This is a genomic window from Novosphingobium sp. IK01 (genome assembly GCF_033242265.1).
GTDB classification, from domain to species: domain Bacteria; phylum Pseudomonadota; class Alphaproteobacteria; order Sphingomonadales; family Sphingomonadaceae; genus Novosphingobium; species Novosphingobium pituita.
This window is the reverse complement of record NZ_BTFW01000001.1, coordinates 2,874,633-2,892,645: the sequence shown is the minus strand read 5'-3', so window position 1 is coordinate 2,892,645 and position 18,013 is coordinate 2,874,633. Positions and strand designations below refer to the sequence as shown.

General features: G+C 67.2%; 13 protein-coding genes. 8 read left to right on the top strand and 5 right to left on the bottom strand.

Going from position 1 to position 18,013, the window contains the following annotated elements:
- Nucleotides 1-25: 25 nt before the first annotated feature.
- Entirely contained in the window at nucleotides 26-3,172 is a 3,147-nt protein-coding gene (locus tag SBI20_RS13285; protein WP_317975475.1) for a type I restriction endonuclease subunit R, read from the top strand.
- Nucleotides 3,173-3,517: 345 nt separating this feature from the next.
- Here the strand turns inward: SBI20_RS13285 and SBI20_RS13280 are convergent, their stop codons facing one another.
- The 4 genes from SBI20_RS13280 to SBI20_RS13265 form a co-directional block, all read right to left on the bottom strand.
- A complete protein-coding gene (locus SBI20_RS13280; RefSeq protein WP_317975474.1) occupies nucleotides 3,518-4,099 on the bottom strand; it encodes a DJ-1/PfpI family protein in 582 nt (193 codons plus the stop codon).
- Nucleotides 4,100-4,181: 82 nt separating this feature from the next.
- The gene (locus tag SBI20_RS13275; protein WP_317975473.1) at nucleotides 4,182-5,879 is read right to left on the bottom strand and encodes a M28 family peptidase; all 1,698 of its coding nucleotides are present in this window, start codon (nucleotides 5,877-5,879) and stop codon (nucleotides 4,182-4,184) included.
- 399 nt (nucleotides 5,880-6,278) lie between these two features.
- Nucleotides 6,279-7,283, bottom strand: a complete 1,005-nt coding sequence (locus SBI20_RS13270; protein ID WP_317975472.1) for an inorganic phosphate transporter — start codon at nucleotides 7,281-7,283, stop codon at nucleotides 6,279-6,281.
- A 39-nt stretch (nucleotides 7,284-7,322) separates the two neighbouring features.
- The gene (locus tag SBI20_RS13265) at nucleotides 7,323-8,429 is read right to left on the bottom strand and encodes a DUF47 family protein (RefSeq protein WP_317975471.1); all 1,107 of its coding nucleotides are present in this window, start codon (nucleotides 8,427-8,429) and stop codon (nucleotides 7,323-7,325) included.
- 265 nt (nucleotides 8,430-8,694) lie between these two features.
- Here SBI20_RS13265 and SBI20_RS13260 point away from each other — a divergent pair, with 265 nt between their 5' ends.
- The 6 genes from SBI20_RS13260 to SBI20_RS13235 all read left to right on the top strand — a co-directional run bounded on the left by SBI20_RS13260 (nucleotide 8,695) and on the right by SBI20_RS13235 (nucleotide 16,442).
- Nucleotides 8,695-9,372, top strand: a complete 678-nt coding sequence (locus SBI20_RS13260; RefSeq protein ID WP_317975470.1) for a winged helix-turn-helix domain-containing protein — start codon at nucleotides 8,695-8,697, stop codon at nucleotides 9,370-9,372.
- A complete protein-coding gene (locus SBI20_RS13255; RefSeq protein WP_317975469.1) occupies nucleotides 9,369-10,424 on the top strand; it encodes a sensor histidine kinase in 1,056 nt (351 codons plus the stop codon). The genes SBI20_RS13260 and SBI20_RS13255 overlap by 4 nt, the downstream gene beginning before the upstream one ends.
- Before the next feature lie 77 nt (nucleotides 10,425-10,501).
- On the top strand, nucleotides 10,502-11,686 hold the full coding sequence (locus SBI20_RS13250; RefSeq protein ID WP_317975468.1) for an efflux RND transporter periplasmic adaptor subunit: 1,185 nt from the start codon (nucleotides 10,502-10,504) through the stop codon (nucleotides 11,684-11,686).
- 13 nt (nucleotides 11,687-11,699) lie between these two features.
- Entirely contained in the window at nucleotides 11,700-14,837 is a 3,138-nt protein-coding gene (locus SBI20_RS13245; RefSeq protein WP_317975467.1) for an efflux RND transporter permease subunit, read from the top strand.
- Nucleotides 14,830-15,144: a DUF3240 family protein gene (locus SBI20_RS13240; RefSeq protein WP_317975466.1), complete on the top strand. Its 315-nt coding sequence runs from the start codon at nucleotides 14,830-14,832 to the stop codon at nucleotides 15,142-15,144. The genes SBI20_RS13245 and SBI20_RS13240 overlap by 8 nt, the downstream gene beginning before the upstream one ends.
- Nucleotides 15,144-16,442: a TolC family protein gene (locus tag SBI20_RS13235; protein ID WP_317975465.1), complete on the top strand. Its 1,299-nt coding sequence runs from the start codon at nucleotides 15,144-15,146 to the stop codon at nucleotides 16,440-16,442. The genes SBI20_RS13240 and SBI20_RS13235 overlap by 1 nt, the downstream gene beginning before the upstream one ends.
- 38 nt (nucleotides 16,443-16,480) lie before the next feature.
- Here SBI20_RS13235 and SBI20_RS13230 read toward each other — a convergent pair whose 3' ends face one another.
- Complete coding sequence (locus SBI20_RS13230; protein ID WP_317975464.1) at nucleotides 16,481-17,413, bottom strand: LysR family transcriptional regulator; 933 nt, start codon at nucleotides 17,411-17,413, stop codon at nucleotides 16,481-16,483.
- Between the two features lie 131 nt (nucleotides 17,414-17,544).
- Here SBI20_RS13230 and SBI20_RS13225 point away from each other — a divergent pair, with 131 nt between their 5' ends.
- Nucleotides 17,545-17,967 carry an organic hydroperoxide resistance protein gene (locus SBI20_RS13225; protein WP_317975463.1) on the top strand — a complete coding sequence of 141 codons (423 nt, stop codon included), beginning with the start codon at nucleotides 17,545-17,547 and terminating at the stop codon, nucleotides 17,965-17,967.
- Nucleotides 17,968-18,013: the final 46 nt, after the last annotated feature.

Below are 18,013 nucleotides of genomic sequence, written 5' to 3'. Positions count from 1 at the left end.
CCCCCACGCATGGTGAACGGTCGAGATGAGCATCACCGAAGACATTGTCGAACAGGCAGCGCTCGAAACGCTGCGAGAGCTTGGCTGGTCCTGCCTCCCCGGCTCGGTCATCGCGCCCGATGGCCGCGCGCCGGAGCGGCGTTCGTTTGGCGATGTCGTGCTGGTCGGGCGGCTGGAGGCGGCGGTCGCGCGGATCAACCCCGATGCGCCCGAAGCCGCGCGCAACGAGGCGGTGCGCCGCGTGCTGACCGGCGAGCTTCCCTCGCTGGTCGAGGAAAACCGGCGCATCCACAAGCTGTTGACCCAAGGCGTCGATGTCGAGTTTCGCGGGGATGACGGCAAGACCGCGTCCACCAAAATCTGGCTGATCGACCTTGGCAACCCGGACGCCAACGACTGGCTGGCCGTGAACCAGTTTGTCGTGGTCGAGAACCGCACCAATCGCCGCCCGGACGTGGTGCTGTTCGTCAACGGCCTGCCGCTCGCCGTGCTGGAACTGAAGAATGCCGCCTCGCAGAATGCGACGATTGCCGACGCCTTCAACCAGCTGCAAACCTACCTTCACCAAATCCCCAGCCTGTTCAGCACCAATGCCGTGCTGGTCACGTCCGACGGGATGGAAGCGCGGATCGGATCGATCACGGCTGATGCGGAACGCTTCATGCCGTGGCGCACGGTGGACGGGCAGGATTTTGCCCATCGCGGAACCCCGGAACTCGAAACGCTGCTGCGCGGCGTGTTCACCCGCAAAAACCTGCTGGCGCTGATCCGCGATTTCATCGTGTTTGGCGACAGGGGAGCCAAAGATGGTAGCGGCCCGTTCAAGATCGTGGCGGGCTATCACCAGTTCCACGGCGCGCAAAAGGCGGTACGACAGGCGGTGGAGGCCACCCGCCCGGACGGGGATCGCAAGATCGGGGTCATCTGGCACACGCAAGGCTCGGGCAAGAGCCTGTTGATGGCGTTCTTCGCCGGGTTGGCGGTAAAATCCGAAGAACTGGAAAACCCGACGCTGGTTGTCCTGACAGACCGCAACGATCTGGACGATCAGCTTTTCGGCACTTTCGGCCTGTGCCGCGACCTGATCCGCCAGAACCCCGAGCAGGCGAACAGCCGGCAGGACCTGAAGCAGCTTCTCGACAAGGCGGCGGGCGGCGTGGTGTTCACCACCGTCCAGAAGTTTTCGCCCGAGCGCGGGAAAGAGAGTTTTCCGCTGCTGTCGGATCGGCGCAACATCATCGTCATCGCCGACGAAGCGCACCGCAGCCAGTATGGCTTTGAATCCAGGCTCAACCGGGAAACCGGCCTCAGGCGCTATGGCTATGCCCATTATATCCGGCAGGCGATGCCCAACGCCTCCTTCATCGGCTTTACCGGCACCCCGATTGAGGCGGTAGACGTCAACACGCCTGCCATCTTCGGCGAATATATCGACATTTACGACATCAGCCGCGCCGTGGAAGACGGCGCCACCGTGCCGATCTTCTATGAAAGCCGCCTTGCCCGCATCGAATTGAACGAGGATGAAAAGCCCCTCATCGACGCGGAAATCGAAGCCTTGGTCGAAGATGCCTCGCTGACCGAAGCCGAGAGGATGAAGGCGAAGTGGTCCGCCGTGGAGGCGCTGGTCGGGGCCGACAAGCGGCTGGCCCAGGTCGCTGCGGATATGGTCACCCACCTGGAAGCGCGCATCGAGGCGATGAACGGCAAGGCAATGGCCGTCTGCATGAGCCGCCGCATCTGCGTGGCGCTGTATGATCACATCATCGCGCTGCGCCCGGAATGGCATTCGACCGACGACGACAAGGGCGCGGTCAAGATCGTGATGACCGGGGCCGCATCCGACCCTCTCGACTGGCAGCAGCATATCGGCGCCAAGAAGCGCCGGGACGACCTTGCCAGGCGGGCACGCAATCCGGACGACCCGCTGCGGCTGGTGATCGTCTGCGACATGTGGCTGACCGGCTTTGACGCGCCGTGCATGAACACGATGTATATCGACAAGCCGATGCGCGGCCATGGCCTGATGCAGGCGATTGCCCGCGTGAACCGGGTGTTCAGGGACAAGCCCGGCGGGCTGGTGGTGGACTACATCGGCGTGGCGCAAAACCTGCGTAGCGCACTTGGCCAATATACCGATTCAGACCGCGACAAGACCGGCATTGATAAAGCCGCCCCCGTTGCCGCGATGATGGAACGGTATGAGGCCATTTGCGACCTCTTCCACGGCTTCGATTATCGGCCCGGCATCGACGGCCAACCGCGCGAGCGCCTGATCTGCCTTGGCGGGGCGATCGACTGGGTGCTCAAGTGGCAGGAAGTGCAAGCCGCCCGGCAAAAGGATGCCGAAGACAAGAAGCGCGCCCATCGCCGCTATCTCGACATGGTGCTGGAACTGTCCAGAGCCTATGCGCTGGCCTCTGGCAGCGACGAAGCGCGGGCCATCAGCGATGAGGTCGGCTTCTTTCAGGCGATCCGGGCGGCGCTGGCCAAGACGACGGCGACCGGAAAGATCAGCGAAAAGGATCGCGCCTTTGCGGTCCAGCAATTGGTGGACCGGGCCGTCGCCTCTTCGGAAATCATCGATATCCTGAAAGTCGCGGGCATCCAGTCGCCCGACATCTCGATTCTCTCCGACGAATTCCTGATGGAAGTCGGGAAGATGGAGAAAAAGAACCTTGCGCTCGAAGCGTTGAAGAAGCTCCTCAACGGCGAGATTGTCAGCCGGTCCAAAACCAACCTGGTTGAAAGCCGCACATTCTCCAACCGGCTGGAAGAAGCCGTGGCCCGTTATCATACGGGCGCGATTTCCGCCGTGGAGATGATTCAGGCACTCATCGCGCTGGCCAAGGACATGCAAGCCGCCCGCGCGCGGGGCGAGGAACAGGGGCTTAGCCCCGAAGAAGTCGCCTTCTACGATGCCCTTGCCGAAAACGAGAGCGCCGTGCAGGCGATGGGAAACGCAAAGCTCCGGCTGATCGCCCACGAATTGCTCGAACAATTGCGCGGCAACGTGACCGTGGACTGGCACCAGCGGGAAAGCGCCCGCGCGCGAATGCGGGTGCTCGTGAAACGCATCCTGAAAAAATATGGCTACCCGCCGGACTTGGCGGATGAAGCCGTTCAGACGGTTCTCGCACAGGCGGAAATCCTTCTGAGAGAGTTGGCGTAGCTCCACCGGGAAAGGCATTCAGGACGCCTGATTACAGGCGTTCAGCAGCATACAGAGACGTACAAATCTGTTGGGTAAAGTGGGTCAGCACGATCCGAATGGGGGCCACATTGGGGGCCACACCAAAAATCGAATCTCACTTCATCACTGTTTATCAAGTTATTATTGAAATTTCACGGTTCCGTCCCCAGCACCACTTTCCACACCGACATCGCCGATACAAAGCGAACGCGCTGATCGTGGCGCACGCGTGCGCTGCCTGAACCCCGTCGCAAGGGGGCTGGCAACAAAGAAAGCCGGTGGAGCCCCGTTTCGGAACGCCACCGGCCCTAAGCTTAGCTGCTCTCAGGGTTCGATGCGGGTGCCCAGCAGGGTCAGGAACTGGGCAATCCACGCCGGGTGCGCGGGCCAGGCCGGGCCGGTCACGAAGGGGCCATCGGTCACCGCGCCGTCCATCGGCAGGGTCGCATAGTCGGCCCCGGCCAGGATCACTTCGGCGCGGCAGGCCGGATAGGCCGAGATTTTGCGTCCTGCGATGACCCCGGCTGCGGCCAGAAGCTGCGGGCCGTGGCAGACCGCCGCGATCGGCTTGCCCGCTGCGGCAAACGCGCGCACGAGGTCGAGCACGCTGGCGTCGGTGCCAAGCTGTTCGGGCGCGCGGCCACCGGGGATCAGCAGGGCGTCGTAATCAGCCTCTTTCACGTCGGCATAGGCGGCGTTGAGCGTGAAATTGTGGCCACGCTTTTCGGTGTAGGTCTGATGACCCTCGAAATCGTGGATGGCCGTGGCGATCTGGTCGCCCGCCGCCTTGCCCGGCGACACGGCGTGGACCGTGTGGCCAACCATCGTGAGCATCTGGAAGGGCACCATGATCTCGTAATCCTCGACGAAATCACCGGCGAGGAGAAGAATGCGTTTTGCAGCCATGATCCTGATCCTGTTGTTCTGGAAAACCGTATGCAGGAGGGGGCAAGCGCCCCCTCCCTGATCTTGTTTCGTAGGCCTGATCTTATTTCGCACCCGGCGGGTTGGCGATGAAAGCGGGCCCCTTGGCCTCGTCGGCAAAGCGCCAGGCCGAGAGGTACGACACCTGAAGGATGCGCGTCATCTTGGCATAGTCGATCTTGTCGGCGGTGTCGGTGGTGTGGTGATAGTCCGGGTGGAAGCCGGTGAAGAACCAGAACGCCGGAATGTCATGCAGCACGAACGGGAACTGGTCGCTGCGGAAGAACACGTTGAGCGCGTTCTCGTGGTCGAAGCGATCGTCGAGGGTGAGGCCCACCGAGCGGTTGGCCTCGTGGACCGTGCGGCTGAAATCGGGGCTGTAGTTGGCGCCGATCAGGTTCAGGCGGTTGGTCGTGTCGGCGGGAATCTCGATCAGCCCGGTGGTCTGTTCGCTGGGCGCCTCGTCGCGGCCGATCATGTCGAAATTGATCATCGCGCGGGTCGTGGCGAGCGGACGCAGCGGATGAGCGGCCATGTAGTAGGCGCCCAGCAGCCCGCGTTCCTCGGCGGCGAAGACACTGAACAGGATCGAGCGGCGCGGGGCCTTGAGGCCCGCCGCGCCATTGGCGGTAAAGGCGCGGGCCAGTTCGACCACGCCGACCGTGCCCGAGCCGTTGTCGTCGGCGCCGTGCCAGATTTCAGGGCCGTTCGAGCCATCGTGGTCGTGATGGGCGCTCACGATCACCGTCTCGGCGCTCAGCGCCGGGTCGGAACCGGGCAGCAGGCCGACCACGTTCCAGCTGATCCCGCGCTTGCGCACGGTGTTTTCGAGGTGAAGGCTCACGCTTTCACCCGCCACCACGCGGCCCTGGGGCGAAAGATCCTTGTCGATAGCCGCCTGGAGCGCCTTGGGGCTGGCGCCCGCGCCGGCCAGAAGCTGCGCGCCCACGCCATCGTCGACGGTGACGACCGGGATGTGCAGTTCATCGTCGACCAGCGTCTGGACCGGCAGGCCGGGCACGCGGCGCGCGCTGCCGCCGATGCGCTGCTGGCGGTCGAAGTTCGAGGGGTGCTTGCGGTTGGGCTCGGCCACCACGACGAGCGCCAGCGCGCCATGGGCCTGCGCGTTGAGCGCCTTGACGCGGTTGGTCGCATAGCGGGTGTTGCCGGTGCCGCCAAAGCGCGAGGCCGGGTCGTTTTCCTGCGGCTCGTGCTCGAAGACCAGCACGATCTTGCCGCGCACGTCGAGGCCCTTGTAATCGTCGTAGCCCAACCCCGGCGCGGTGATGCCATAGCCGGCGAAGGCGAGCGGCGCGGTCAGGTCGATGTCGTCGCGATAGCCGCCGAGCAGATGGGGCGCCTTCCAGCTCTGGCTGCCCTTCCCGCTCTTGAGCGTCAGGACATTGGCCGCGCTGTTCGGGCGATATTCGACCAGCGGGACGCTCTGGAGGTAGCTGGGCTTGCCATCGGCATCGCGCGCGGCGGGCACGAGACCGGCCTTGGCGAATTCAGCTGCAATCCATTGCACGCTGGCATCGTCGCCGGGCGCGAGCGACATGCGCCCTTCGAGCCCGTCGGACGCCAGAAAGCCGAGATCGGCGCGCAAGTCGGCTTCGTGGATGCGATCGAAACCCGGCTTCTGCGCGGGCGCGACGGGTACGAGAGCCTCGCCCCCTGCATGCGCGTCCTGCGCGAGAGCCCCGCAGGGCGCCGTCGTGGCTGCCGCAAGGCCGACGAGTAAACCAAGCCCAAGCTTCTTCACATTGATATTCCTCTGGTTCCATGCGCGATGCATCTGTGGGTATTCTAAGGCAGGGCCAAGCGCGCTGTCCAACACGAGAACCGGCAATTTTCACAGGATCGCCGGAATTTTGCCGACAGTTGCATGAAACACAATTGCGAATCCGCTCTTCGCATTTGCAACGACTCGGTCGATGACCCATTTGGAGCGGGCCTTTCAGGCATCCTCTCCCAAACTTTCCAGGGCCGGTCATCTGACCGGCCTTTTTTTTCACCCGCATTCCCGGCCCGTCCGTGGTGGATTTGCGCCAGAGTGAAATCAGGCCCGCCAAACGGAAAAAGGCGGAGCTTTCGCCCCGCCTTCTGCCCACATGGGGTCCCCCGTCGATCACTTGCACAGGGCGCACCTGATACAGGGCCCTCAGAACACCCTGGCGATCTCGTAGAACAGCGCGCCGACGAAGGCCGAAGCCGGGATCGTCACCAGCCAGGCCACGACCACGCGCTGGGCCACGCTCCAGCGCACCGCCGAAGCCCGCCGCGCCGCGCCCACGCCCACCACGCAGCCGGTGATGGTATGCGTGGTCGAGACCGGGATACCGAAGGCACTGGCCGCGAACAGCATGATCGAACCGCCCGCCGAGGCGCAGAAGCCCTGGTGGTGCGACAGCTTGGTGATCCGGCTGCCCATCGTCTCGATGATCTTCCAGCCTCCCGAAAGCGTGCCCATGCCCATCGCCACATAGCACGAGAGCACGACCCAGCCGGGCACATGGAACGTGCCGCCCAGCAGCCCTTGCGAATAGAGCAGGACCGAGATGATCCCCATCGTCTTCTGCGCGTCGTTGGCGCCATGGCCGATGGAATAGGCCGCCGCCGAGACGAGGTGCAGGCGCTTGAAGCTGCCTTCGGCGACTTTGGCCGAAGTCTTGGCGAACATCCACGAGGACAGCAGCATCAGCAGCATCGAGACGACCAGCCCGACCACCGGCGAAAGCACGATGGCCGAGGTCGTCGAGGTGACGCCCTTCCACACGATCGCCCCGGTCCCGGCGTGCATCGTGCCCGCGCCCAGCAGGCCGCCGATCAGCGCATGGCTCGACGAGGAAGGAATGCCGCGCCACCAGGTGATAACGTTCCACGTCATCGCCCCCACCAGCGCGCCGAAGATCACCTGCGGGGTGATCACGTCCTTGTCGATGATGCCCTTGCCCACCGTCTCGGCCACTTTCAGGCCGAAGGTGAAGTAGGCGGCAAAGTTGAAGAAGGCGGCGAACAGCACGGCCTGGACCGGCGTGAGCAGACGCGTGGACACCACGGTGGCAATCGAATTTGCCGAATCGTGGAGCCCGTTGATGAAGTCGAACGCCAGAGCCATGATCACCAGCGCGATGATCAGGGGCAGCGCCACGGCTACATGGTTCATGACAGAATAGTCCCTCAGGAGCCGGTCAGGCCCAACCGATCAAGCGTGGTCGATGACCAGCCCGTCGATCTCGTTGGCGACATCCTCGAAGCGGTCGACCACCTTTTCGAGGTGGCTGTAGATCTCGCGGGCGATGAAGAAGCGCATCGGGGCGGCCTCGGCATGGGTCTTGAATGCCTTGGTGAGGCCCGCGTCGTGGATCTCGTCGGCCTTGCCTTCGAGACGCACGAGGCGCTCGGTCAGCTCGTGCAGGCGCGCGGCATTGGCGTGGATCGAACGCAGCAGCGGCAGCGCCTCGGCGATCAGGCGCGCGCAATCGACGATGATCGCGGCCATGTCGCTCATTTCCTGCTCGAAGCTGGTCACTTCGTAGAGGGCAATGGCGCGCGCGGTCTGGTGCATCTGGTCGATCGAGTCGTCCATCGCACTGATCAGCGAGGTGATCGCCCCGCGGTCGAACGGAGTGAGGAACGTGCGGCGCACGGTCACCAGCACCTCGCGGGTGATGGCATCGGCATCGTGCTCGCGCTCGGCCACTTCGCGGATGTGGTCGGCCATGCCCGGCCCGCCCTGAAGCAGGCGGGCAAGCGCCCCGCTGCCTGCGATCAGCGTTTGCCCATGCGCCTCGAACAACTCGAAGAAGTTGCCCTGGCGCGGCAACAGGTTCTGGAACCAGTGAAACATGCCCAGTCTTTCTTTCACGCTGCCCAGACGGCGGATCAGCGGTGCGGTGGTCGCCAGAGCCCGGAATTCCGTGGCCCTGAAGCTGCGAATCAATGCCTGAAGGTCCGGCTCGTCGACCGCTTCGGCGGCGGCGGCAAGCGAAAACCACTGGCGTGTGCGTTGCTCGCCCTCGGCCCAGCGCGGCAGTTCCTCGGTCACGGCCAGGGGAAAGACCTGGACCTGGACCATGACCGCCGCGCCCGAGCGCAAGGTCTTGCGATATTCATACCGGCCCAGCGCGGCGGGGCAAATCGCCCCGATCACGCCGGCCTCTTCCTCGGCCTCGCGGGCGGCAGCGGCGTGCGCGGCCTCGCCCTTGCCCGAATTGCCCTTGGGGATCACCCAGCGGCCAGTCCCGCGCGAGGTGACGAGAAGGACTTCGATCGGTGCGGTAAGGCCGTCACCGATGGTGCGATAGGGCAAGGCGGCAATCTGACGAACGGGACCGACTCCGGCTGCAAGGTTCTCTCGCGCGCTAGAGGGTGAGCGGGCGCATCGTCAAGAATCGGTCATGTGCCGGGGTGTAAAACCGCATGATTGCTCCTTCCGGCCGCCGATCCCCGGACGCCGCCCCGGCGCCGGAGCGTCCGCGACCCCTTCCTGCGCTCTCCAACATCAAAATGTTGCACTTTCATGGCCTTTCGATCGCGCTGCTGCCTTTTGCGCAAGACCGTCCTATGATGGCACGATGCGGGTACTGATCGTCGAGGACAATGAACGGCTGGCAGGGCTGGTGGGCGAGGCGCTGACGCGCGCGGGGATCGTGTGCGACCTGGCCCCCACGCTGGAAGCCGCCGACGCAGCGCTGGCCTGTGCCGACTTTGATTCGCTGCTGCTCGACCTGGGGCTTCCCGATGGCGACGGGCGGGCCTGGCTGGAGCGGCGCCGGGCGGGCGGTTTTGCCCTGCCCGTGCTCGTGCTCACCGCGCGCGGCGCGCTCGACGACCGGATCGGCGGGCTCGATGCGGGCGCCGACGACTATCTGGTCAAGCCTGCCGAACCGGCCGAAATCGCCGCCCGCCTGCGCGCGCTGCTGCGCCGTCCGGGCCCGCGCGCCAACCCGGTGATCGAGGTCGGCCCCTTGCGCTTCGACACCGGTGCCCGGCAGGCCAGCGTGAGCGGAGACCGCGTCGATCTCACCCGGCGCGAGGCGGACCTGCTCGAAGTGCTGATGCGCGGGGCGGGCAGTGTCGTGCGGCGCAGCCAGATCGAGAACGCGCTCTACAATTTCGACGAGCCGGTCTCGCCCAATGCGGTCGATGCCGCTGTCTCGCGCCTGCGCCGCAGGCTGGAGGACAAGGGGCTGGGCGCCATGCTCCACACCATCCGCGGGCTGGGTTACCTGCTCGAAGATCGCAAGTCGTGAAGGGAGGCTCCATCCGCCTGCGCCTGTCGGTGGGGCTGGGGTTTATCTGCGTCTTTGCGGTGGCCACGCTCGTCTTCGCGCTGTTCTGGGAATATGACATCACCCCCGAAGACCTGACCGGGCCCGATACCAGCGTGGCCTGGCGCGAGATGCGCGACCATGTGATGCTGCCGATCCTGGTGGTGATCATGCCCACGCTGCTGGCCACCAGCCTGGTGATCAACCGCGCGCTGCGCCCGCTGGCCCACACCGCCCGCACGATCACCACCGCGCCCGCCCAGCGCGGGGTGCGCCTGCCGGTCGGGGAACTGCCGGTCGAAGTCGCGCCTTTCGTCGAATCCATCAACCAGCTGCTCGCCCGGCTCGATGCCGCCGCCGCCCGGCACGAGGCCTTCGCCGCCGATGTCGCCCACGAATTGCGCACCCCGCTGGCCATCATGGCCATGCATCTCGACGATCCCCAGCCGCTCGACCGCGACCACTTGCGCCACGAGATCGCCGCGATGAACCGGCTGGTCGAACAATTGCTGCTGCTCGCCCAGATCGAGGCCGAGGCCGATACCCCCCAGCGCCCCACCGCCTTTTCACTGGCGGGCGTGGCCGAGGATGTCGTCGTGCGGCTCGCCCCGCAAGTGATCGCCGCCGGGCGTCAGATCGAACTGATGGACAGCCCGGAGGCCCCCTCCCCCCTCACCGGGCACCAGATCGTCGGCCATCGCGAAGCCGTCGCCGCCGCCTTGCGCAACCTTGTCGAAAACGCCGTGCGCGTCACCCCGCCCGGCGGCCTCGTGCGGGTTTCGGCAGGGCCGGGCCCCTGCCTGCGCGTGGCCGACGAGGGGCCGGGCCTCTCAGCCGAAGCGCTCGCCCGCCTCACCCGTCGCAATGCCCGCGCCGACCATGCCAGCCGCGAGGGCGCAGGGCTGGGCCTGAGCATCGTCGAGCGGATCATGGCCGCCCACGGCGGCGCGCTGGCCACCGACCAACCGGCCCGCACGCTGATCCTGCGCTTTCCCGAACCTGTCACGCCCGGAACTGCGAACCTTCCTCAGTAATGTCGTAAAGTGCCGTTGGCACTTGTCCCTGCCAGCCCTGTCAGACTGTCGTCAGGCCGGTGCTCTAGCGGGGCAGAATGCAGATGAAGACGATTCTCGCAGCAGGTGGTGCCCTTGTTCTGGCTGGAGGCGGCTGGTGGTTGCTGGCCCCGCACGGACAGGCGCCCACGGCATCCGAAGCCCCCGATGCCGTCGGGGCCGCAGCGGTTCGCCCCGATGGCCTGCTGCTGGTCGCCCCGGCCAAGGCCCGTGCGCTGGGCATCGTCACCGCGCCCGCCCAGCCCGCCAGCGAGGTTCCCCTCGCCGATCTGCCCGTCACCATCGCCCCGCCGCCCAATGCCCGCGTGGCTGTCGCCGCGACCCTGCCCGGCACGGTGCTGCGCACGCTCGTCGTCGAGGGTGACACTGTGGCACGCGGGCAGGCACTGGCCGTTGTCGCCAGCCGCGACGTGATGACCCTGTCGGCCGATCTGGCGCGCGCCAATGCCCGCGCCGGGGTCGCCCGGTCGAGCGCGGCGCGCCTCAACCAGCTTTCGCGCGAGGGAATCATCGCCGGGGCCCGCGCCGACGAGGCCCGCGCCCTTGCCGCCGAAGCCGGGGCCGATGTCGCCGAGAAATCCCGCATCCTCCGCCTCGTCGGCAGCAACCGGGGCGGGGGCACCTACACGCTCACCGCCCCCATCGCGGGCCGCGTGACCAAGGCCGACATTCAGGCCGGCATGCCGCTCGACGGCACGAGCGCGCCTTTCGTGATCGACGCGGCGGGCCGCTACGAGGCGACGGGGCAAGTGCCCGAGCGCCTGATCGGCCAGATCCGCCCCGGCATGACTGTCCGTCTGGGCCAGAATACCGGGAGTCAGGGTGCCGAAGCCGTGCGCGGCACGGTCACCGCGGTCGGCAATGCCATCGATCCGGCCACCCGCTCGGCCATGCTCAAGGCCCAGTTGCCCGCCAGTCCGGGCCTCGTTGCGGGCCGGGTCGACACCATCACCGTCTGGGGCCCGGCTACGACCAGCGCCAACACCGGCGCCAATACCGACGCCAGGTCGGACGGGGCCATCACCGTTCCCGAGGCCGCGGTCACCACGCTGGGCACCGATGACGTGGTCTTCGTGGCCAACCCGCGCGGCTATGTCCGGCGCATCGTCCACCGGCTGGGTGCCGCCGACGGGCAGGTGGTCGTGACCGGCGCGCTCAAGGCGGGCGATGCCGTCGTGGTCCATGGCACAGCGGCGCTCAAGGCGCTGGCCCAGGGCAACTGAGGGGCGCCCGGCAATGTTGCGCAAGCTGGTCACCCTTTCGCTGTCCTACCGGCTCGTCGTGCTCGGCCTTGCGCTGGCCGTGGCCACGCTGGGCACATGGGCCTTCCTCGGCCTGCCGGTCGATGCCTATCCCAATATCGCCCAGACCCAGGTCAAGATGATCCTCAAGGCGCCGGGGATGACGCCCGAGGAAGTCGAAAGCCGGGTCATCGCCCCGATCGAAACCGAAATGCTCGGCATTCCGGGGCAGGCTGTGCTGCGCTCGTCGGCCAAATATGCGATTGCCGACATCACCATCGACTTTACCGACGGCACCGACATCTACTGGGCCCGCCAGCAGGTGGCCGAGCGATTGTCCGGGGTCATGGCCAATCTGCCCGCCTCGGTCTCGGGCGGCATGGCGCCGATCTCGACCCCGCTGTCCGATGTCTACATGTTCACCATCGAGGGGCCGCTCTCGCTCCAGCAGAAGCGCGAACTGCTCGACTGGACGATCCGCCCGGCCCTGCGCACGGTGCCCGGCGTCGCCGATGTCAACGCGCTGGGCGGCTATGTCCGCACCTATGAAGTGCGCCCCGATCCCACGGCGCTGGCCGCCGCGCACTTGTCCATCGGCGACATCAAGGCCGCCATCGAGAGCGGCAACCGCAACGATGGCGCCGGGCGCCTCGTCAGCGGCGAGGAAACCCTGATCGTGCGCACCGTCGGCGCGATCCAGACCAATGCCGACCTTGGCGCGCTGGTGATCGCCAGCCGCGCCGGGCCGAGCGGCGACCCGCGCGTCGTGCGGCTGGCCGACGTGGCGAGCGTGAGCACCGGCAGCCTCACCCGCTATGGCGCGGTCTCGCGCAATGGCGGAAGCGAGGTCGTCGAGGGCCTCGTGATCGCCCTGCGCGGCGCCGACGCGCAGAAGGTCGTCGCGGGTGTCAAGGCGCGGGTCGAGGAATTGCAGCACGCGCTTCCCGCCGGAACCTCGATCCATGCGTTCTACGACCGCTCCGATCTGGTCGGCCGCGCGGTCGGCACGGTCGAGGAAGCCCTGCTCGAAGCCACGGTGCTGGTCATCGTGCTGCTGGTGGTCTTTCTGGGCGACTGGCGCGCGGCGGCCATCGTGGCGGCCACGCTGCCCATGGCCGCGCTGATCACGTTCCTGTTCATGCACCTGTTCGGGCTGACCGCCAACCTGATGAGCCTGGGTGGCCTTGCCATCGCCATCGGCATGCTCGTCGATGGGGCGGTCGTCGTCGTCGAGAATGTCGTCGAGCGGCTGAGTCAGACGGGACGCCAGACGGGGCAGGGCGACAAGGAGGCGCTCCCCCGCCTCAACCTCGTGCTGCGCGCGACGAGCGACGTGATCGTGCCGGTCTCGGCGGGCATCGTGATCATCGCGCTGGTGTTTCTGCCGCTGCTCTCGCTTCAGGGCCTCGAAGGCAAGCTCTTTGCGCCGGTCGCGCTCACCATCGTCTTTGCGCTGGCCGGGTCGCTGCTGCTCGCGCTCACGCTGGTGCCCGTGCTGGCCTCGTTCGGCCTCAAGCAGGGCCATGATCACGAACCGCCGGTCATGCGCTGGCTCGCCCCGCGCTATCGCCGCCTGCTGGCCGGGGCCTTTGAACGCAAGACCATGGTCTATGGCGTGGCGGGCCTGGGCCTCGTGCTGGCGGGCCTTGCCTATGGCGCGGTGGGCAAGACCTTCATGCCCACCATGGACGAAGGCTCGGTCATCGTGCAGCTCACCAAGCTGCCCACGATCAACCTCGACCAGTCGCTGGCCATCGACCGCGCGGTCGAACGCGCGATCAAGACCGTTCCCGAAGTCGACCAGGCCATCGCCCGCACCGGCTCGGACGAAATCGGCCTCGATCCCATGGGCCTCAACGAGACGGACACGTTCGTCGTGCTCAAGCCCCAGTCGGAATGGCGCGGCGACAAGGATTTCGTGGTCGAGCAGATCCGCCACGCCGTCGATGGCCTGCCCGGCGTGCAGACCTCGTTCACCCAGCCCATCGAAATGCGCGTGTCCGAAATGCTCACCGGCGCGCGCGGCGACCTTGCGATCAAGATCTTCGGCCCCGACACGCGCGTTCTGGCCGATCTGGCCGGGCGCATCCAGAAGACCCTGCGCGGCGTGCGCGGGGCCTCCGAAGTGCTGACCGTGGCCAACGACAATGTCGACTATCTCCAGCTCGATGTCGACCGTGTCGCCGCCGGACGGCTGGGCATGCCCGTCGACCAGCTCGAAGACACCCTGCGCGCCGCGGTCGAAGGGATGCCTGCGGGCATCGTCGCGGAAGGCCAGCGCCGCATCCCCATCGTGATCCGCGGACAGGACGCCCTGCGCGACGACCCCACCCGCTTTGCCGACATGCAGATGGTCACCCCATCGGGCGTGGTCGCCCGCGTGGCCGACATGGCCCATGTCTCGCGCCGTCAGGGCCCGGTCAAGCTCGACCACGAGAACGCCTCGCGCTTCGCCCTCGTCCAGGCTTTCGTGGGCGGGCGCGATCTGGTCGGCTTCGTCGACGAGGCCAAGGCGCAAGTCGCCGCCAAGGTGCCGCTGCCGACCGGCTATCGCATCGTCTGGGGCGGGCAGTTCGAGAACCAGCAGCGTGCCGCCGCGCGGCTGATGCTGGTGATCCCGGTGGCGCTGCTGCTGATCTTCGGGGTACTGCTCGTCACCTTGCGCTCGCTGCGCGCTGCCGGGCTGATCGTCGCCAACATTCCCTTTGCGATGGTTGGCGGGGTGATCTCGCTGTGGGCTTCGGGCCAATACCTGTCGGTGCCGGCCTCGGTCGGGTTCATCGCGCTGCTGGGCATCGCGGTGCTCAACGGCCTCGTGCTGGTGGCCTATTTCCGCCAGTTGCGCGAGGAAGGCCTGCCGATGGAACACGTCGTGCGCGTGGGGGCCGAGCGCCGCCTGCGCCCGGTGCTGATGACCGCGAGCATCACCGCCTTCGGCCTCGTGCCACTGCTGTTTGCCACCGGGCCCGGCTCGGAAATCCAGAAGCCGCTGGCCATCGTGGTGATCGGCGGCCTCGTCACCTCGACCCTGCTCACGCTGATCCTCCTGCCGATCCTGTTCGAGCGGCTGGGCGAGAGCAAGGCCGAGCAGGAAGACCAGACCAACCCGCTGCGGGAGCCTGATCATGCCTGATACCACCGCTCCTGCCCTTCTGGTCAGCTTCGCCTGCGCTCTGGCCGATGCCGAGCCGCTCGCCCTCGCGCTGCGCGAGGCCTGTCCGGGCCCGATCCACTGGCGCGAGGAACGCGTGCTGGGCCACGACTATGGCGATGCGGACACCGGCGAGCTGGTCGAAGGCCTGCTGCGCCGCGCCGTGCTCGACCTGATCGCACCGGCCGACCAGCTGGACCGGCTGGTCGAGACCGCCCGTTCCGCCCGCTGCCGCGCGCCCGTGCGCTGGCATGCGGTTCCCGTTCACAGCCGGGGCAGGATCGCCTGATGCACCCGTTTCGCATGTCCGTTTCGGCGCTGGCCCTCTTCGCGCTGGCCTTTTCCGCCCCCGCCCTGGCCGCGCCCGAAATTCCCCCGGCCAACCTCCCGCCCGAGGCTGCCGTCGTCGCCGCGCTCGACAACCACCCGACGGTCGAGGCCGCCGGGGCCCGTGTCGATGCTGCCCGTGCCGCGGCCCGAATGCTCGCCAAGGGCACGCAGGAAGTGACCGTCAACGGCAGCGTCCAGTTTCGCACGGCCTATGACGAGCAGTTTCGCGGCACGAGCAGCAACCAGACCTTTCCCGAATTCGACGGCTCGGTGCAGCGCCCGTTCCGCCTGCCCGGCAAGGGGCGCCTCGACCGCGAGGCCGGGGCCCTGGGCATCGAGGTGGCGCACAACCGCATGGAGGACAGCCGCCATCAGGCCTCGCTGATGCTCGTCCAGCTCTGGTTCGACTGGCTGACCGCAGGCGAACTCCACCGCACCGACATGGCCAATCTGGCCGTGCTCGACCGCGCGCTGGCCGCCGTCACCCGGCGCAAGGCCCTGCGCGATGCGGCCGATCTCGATGTCGACCAGGCCCGCGCCGCGCGCGATGGCGCACAGGGCGCGGCGGCGATGAGCCAGGCCGATGTCGATCAGGCCCGTGTCCTGCTCGCCGCCAACTTCCCCGACCTGCCCCTGCCGGTCGAGCCGCCCGCGCTGGGCGACATCCCGACCCCGGCCACCGACCTTGTCACCTTGCGCGACCTGGTGGTCAGTCGCAGCCACGAGATCGGCGCTGCCGACCGCGAGGCCGCGCGGCTGGGCACGCTCGCCCGCCGCGCGCAGCGCGACCGCATCGCCGACCCGAGCCTTGGCCTGCGCGTGTTCAGCGAACGCGGCGGCCAGGAACGCGGGGCCGGGTTGACGCTCTCGATTCCGATCGGGGGCGGCTATCGCAAGGCCGCCGCGCAGGAAGCGGGCGCACAGGCCAGCGCGGGCATGCTCGATCTGGTCAATGTCCGCCGTCAGGTCGAGGCCATGGCCAATGGCGACCTTGCCAATGCCCGTGGCCGCCGCACCGCCTGGGAAGGCATCGCCGCCTCGGCCCGATCGACCGCACAGGCCGCCGAGCGCACCGCGCGCGGGCAGGAACTGGGCGCCATCGACCTTGCCGATGCCCTGCTCGCCCGCCGTCAGGCGCACGACGCCGCCCGCCTCGAAGTGGCCGCCCGCGCCGAAGCGATCCGGGCGGTGATCAAGCTGGAAATCGATTCCCACGTGATCTGGGCCGACGAGGACGTCGACGAGCATCCGAATTGAGAATCTGATCCGGAAATTCGCCCCTTACCGGCGCCCCCCTACCGACGATAGAGCCGCCAGATCAGCGCGTGGCGCACATGGGCCACGCGCGGCTGGCGCAGGGCGGATGGCGCCCAGATCAGGTGATAGCTGATCTTGCCATGATCGGGCTGGCCATAGTCCGTCTGGCCGGTATGGAGCTGAGGGGCAGGAATTTCGGCCAGCGCGCCGGATTCGAGGCGGTCGCGGCACAGGTATTCGGGCAGCACCGTCCAGCCATGGCCATCTTCGAGCAGCCCGCGCAGGCTGCGCACATCCTGCCCGACCAGCGCGGGCGAAACATGGTCCTGGCTCACCCCGTGGCGCCGCAGCCATTCCTCGATCAGCGGATGGTCGAGGCCATAGGACAAGAGCGGCAGCCCCGCCAGAAAGGTCGGCAGATCGCTCCCCGCCGCCAGTGCCGTGCGCAGGCGCGCGACGACGGAAGGCGCGGCCACGGCATGGACGCCTTCCTCGCGCAGTTGCTCGCCGCGCAGGCGCCGGTCGGTCACCGGGAAGCTCGACACGCCCAGATCGGCCTCGCCATGGATCAGCCATTGCTCGATCTCGGTGCGGCTGCCCCCCTGAAGGCGCACGCGGATGCCGCTTTCGAGCAAGGGGCCGAGCTGGGGCGCGACCACTTCGGCGAGGAAGTCGGGATGGCCCACGATCTGGATCGACCCGGCCAGTTCGGCCGAGCGCGCGCGGGCCTGGGCCAGCGCGGCCTCGGCCTGATCGAGGCGGTCGCCAATGTCCGAGGCCAGGTCGCGCGCGGCCCCGGTGGGCACCACCCCGCGCCCGTGCCGCTCGAACAGGGGGCGGCCCACGGTGGCTTCCAGACTGGCAATGGCCTGCGAGATCGCCGGTTGCGACAGCCCGAGGTTGCGCGCCGCCGTGGTGAACGAGCGCTGGCGATAGACCTCGACAAAAGCACGCAGGCGGGTGAGCGACATGGCCCAATCCATAAGATAACTTATGGCTGATGGCCAGAGTCCTTCTTGGATTGTTGCACTGCACAAGATTAGATCGGGACCATACCAACCCGACCGGACGCCCCGCCCGTGCGACCCGAGGACTCTGCCCCATGTTGACCGCCCCGATCTATGAAACATCCGCCACCGCCACGGGTGGCCGCGAAGGGCGCGTGTCCACGGCCGACGGCACGTTTCACGCCTGGCTCGACCTGCCCGCCGATCTGGGCGGACGCGGCCATGGCAACAATCCCGAACAGCTGTTTGCCAGCGCCTATGCCGCCTCGTTCCTGAGCGCGATGCGCGCGCTGCGCAGCCAGGGCCATCCGGCGATCCCGGCAGAAAGCACGGTCACCGCCAAAGTGGGCATCGGCCCGCGCGTTGCGGGCGGGTTTGCGCTGACGATCACCCTCGAAGCCTGCCTGCCGGGCATGGAGCGCGAAACCGCCCAGGCCCTGATGGCCGCCACCCATGCCCAGTGCCCCTACAGCCATGCCGTCCGGGACAATGTAACGGTGACCTTGTCGGTGGCCTGAGGCAGACGTACACAAGACCACGTTTCACAAGATTGGCCATCCCCAT

What these genes read in the sequence shown, in the direction of transcription:
- SBI20_RS13285 (WP_317975475.1), top strand. Translation starts at nt 26, where the DNA reads ATGAGCATCACCGAAGACATTGTCGAACAGGCAGCGCTCGAAACGCTG.
- SBI20_RS13280 (WP_317975474.1), bottom strand. Translation starts at nt 4,099, where the DNA reads ATGGCTGCAAAACGCATTCTTCTCCTCGCCGGTGATTTCGTCGAGGAT.
- SBI20_RS13270 (WP_317975472.1), bottom strand. Translation starts at nt 7,283, where the DNA reads ATGAACCATGTAGCCGTGGCGCTGCCCCTGATCATCGCGCTGGTGATC.
- SBI20_RS13260 (WP_317975470.1), top strand. Translation starts at nt 8,695, where the DNA reads ATGCGGGTACTGATCGTCGAGGACAATGAACGGCTGGCAGGGCTGGTG.
- SBI20_RS13250 (WP_317975468.1), top strand. Translation starts at nt 10,502, where the DNA reads ATGCAGATGAAGACGATTCTCGCAGCAGGTGGTGCCCTTGTTCTGGCT.
- SBI20_RS13245 (WP_317975467.1), top strand. Translation starts at nt 11,700, where the DNA reads ATGTTGCGCAAGCTGGTCACCCTTTCGCTGTCCTACCGGCTCGTCGTG.
- SBI20_RS13240 (WP_317975466.1), top strand. Translation starts at nt 14,830, where the DNA reads ATGCCTGATACCACCGCTCCTGCCCTTCTGGTCAGCTTCGCCTGCGCT.
- SBI20_RS13235 (WP_317975465.1), top strand. Translation starts at nt 15,144, where the DNA reads ATGCACCCGTTTCGCATGTCCGTTTCGGCGCTGGCCCTCTTCGCGCTG.
- SBI20_RS13230 (WP_317975464.1), bottom strand. Translation starts at nt 17,413, where the DNA reads ATGTCGCTCACCCGCCTGCGTGCTTTTGTCGAGGTCTATCGCCAGCGC.
- SBI20_RS13225 (WP_317975463.1), top strand. Translation starts at nt 17,545, where the DNA reads ATGTTGACCGCCCCGATCTATGAAACATCCGCCACCGCCACGGGTGGC.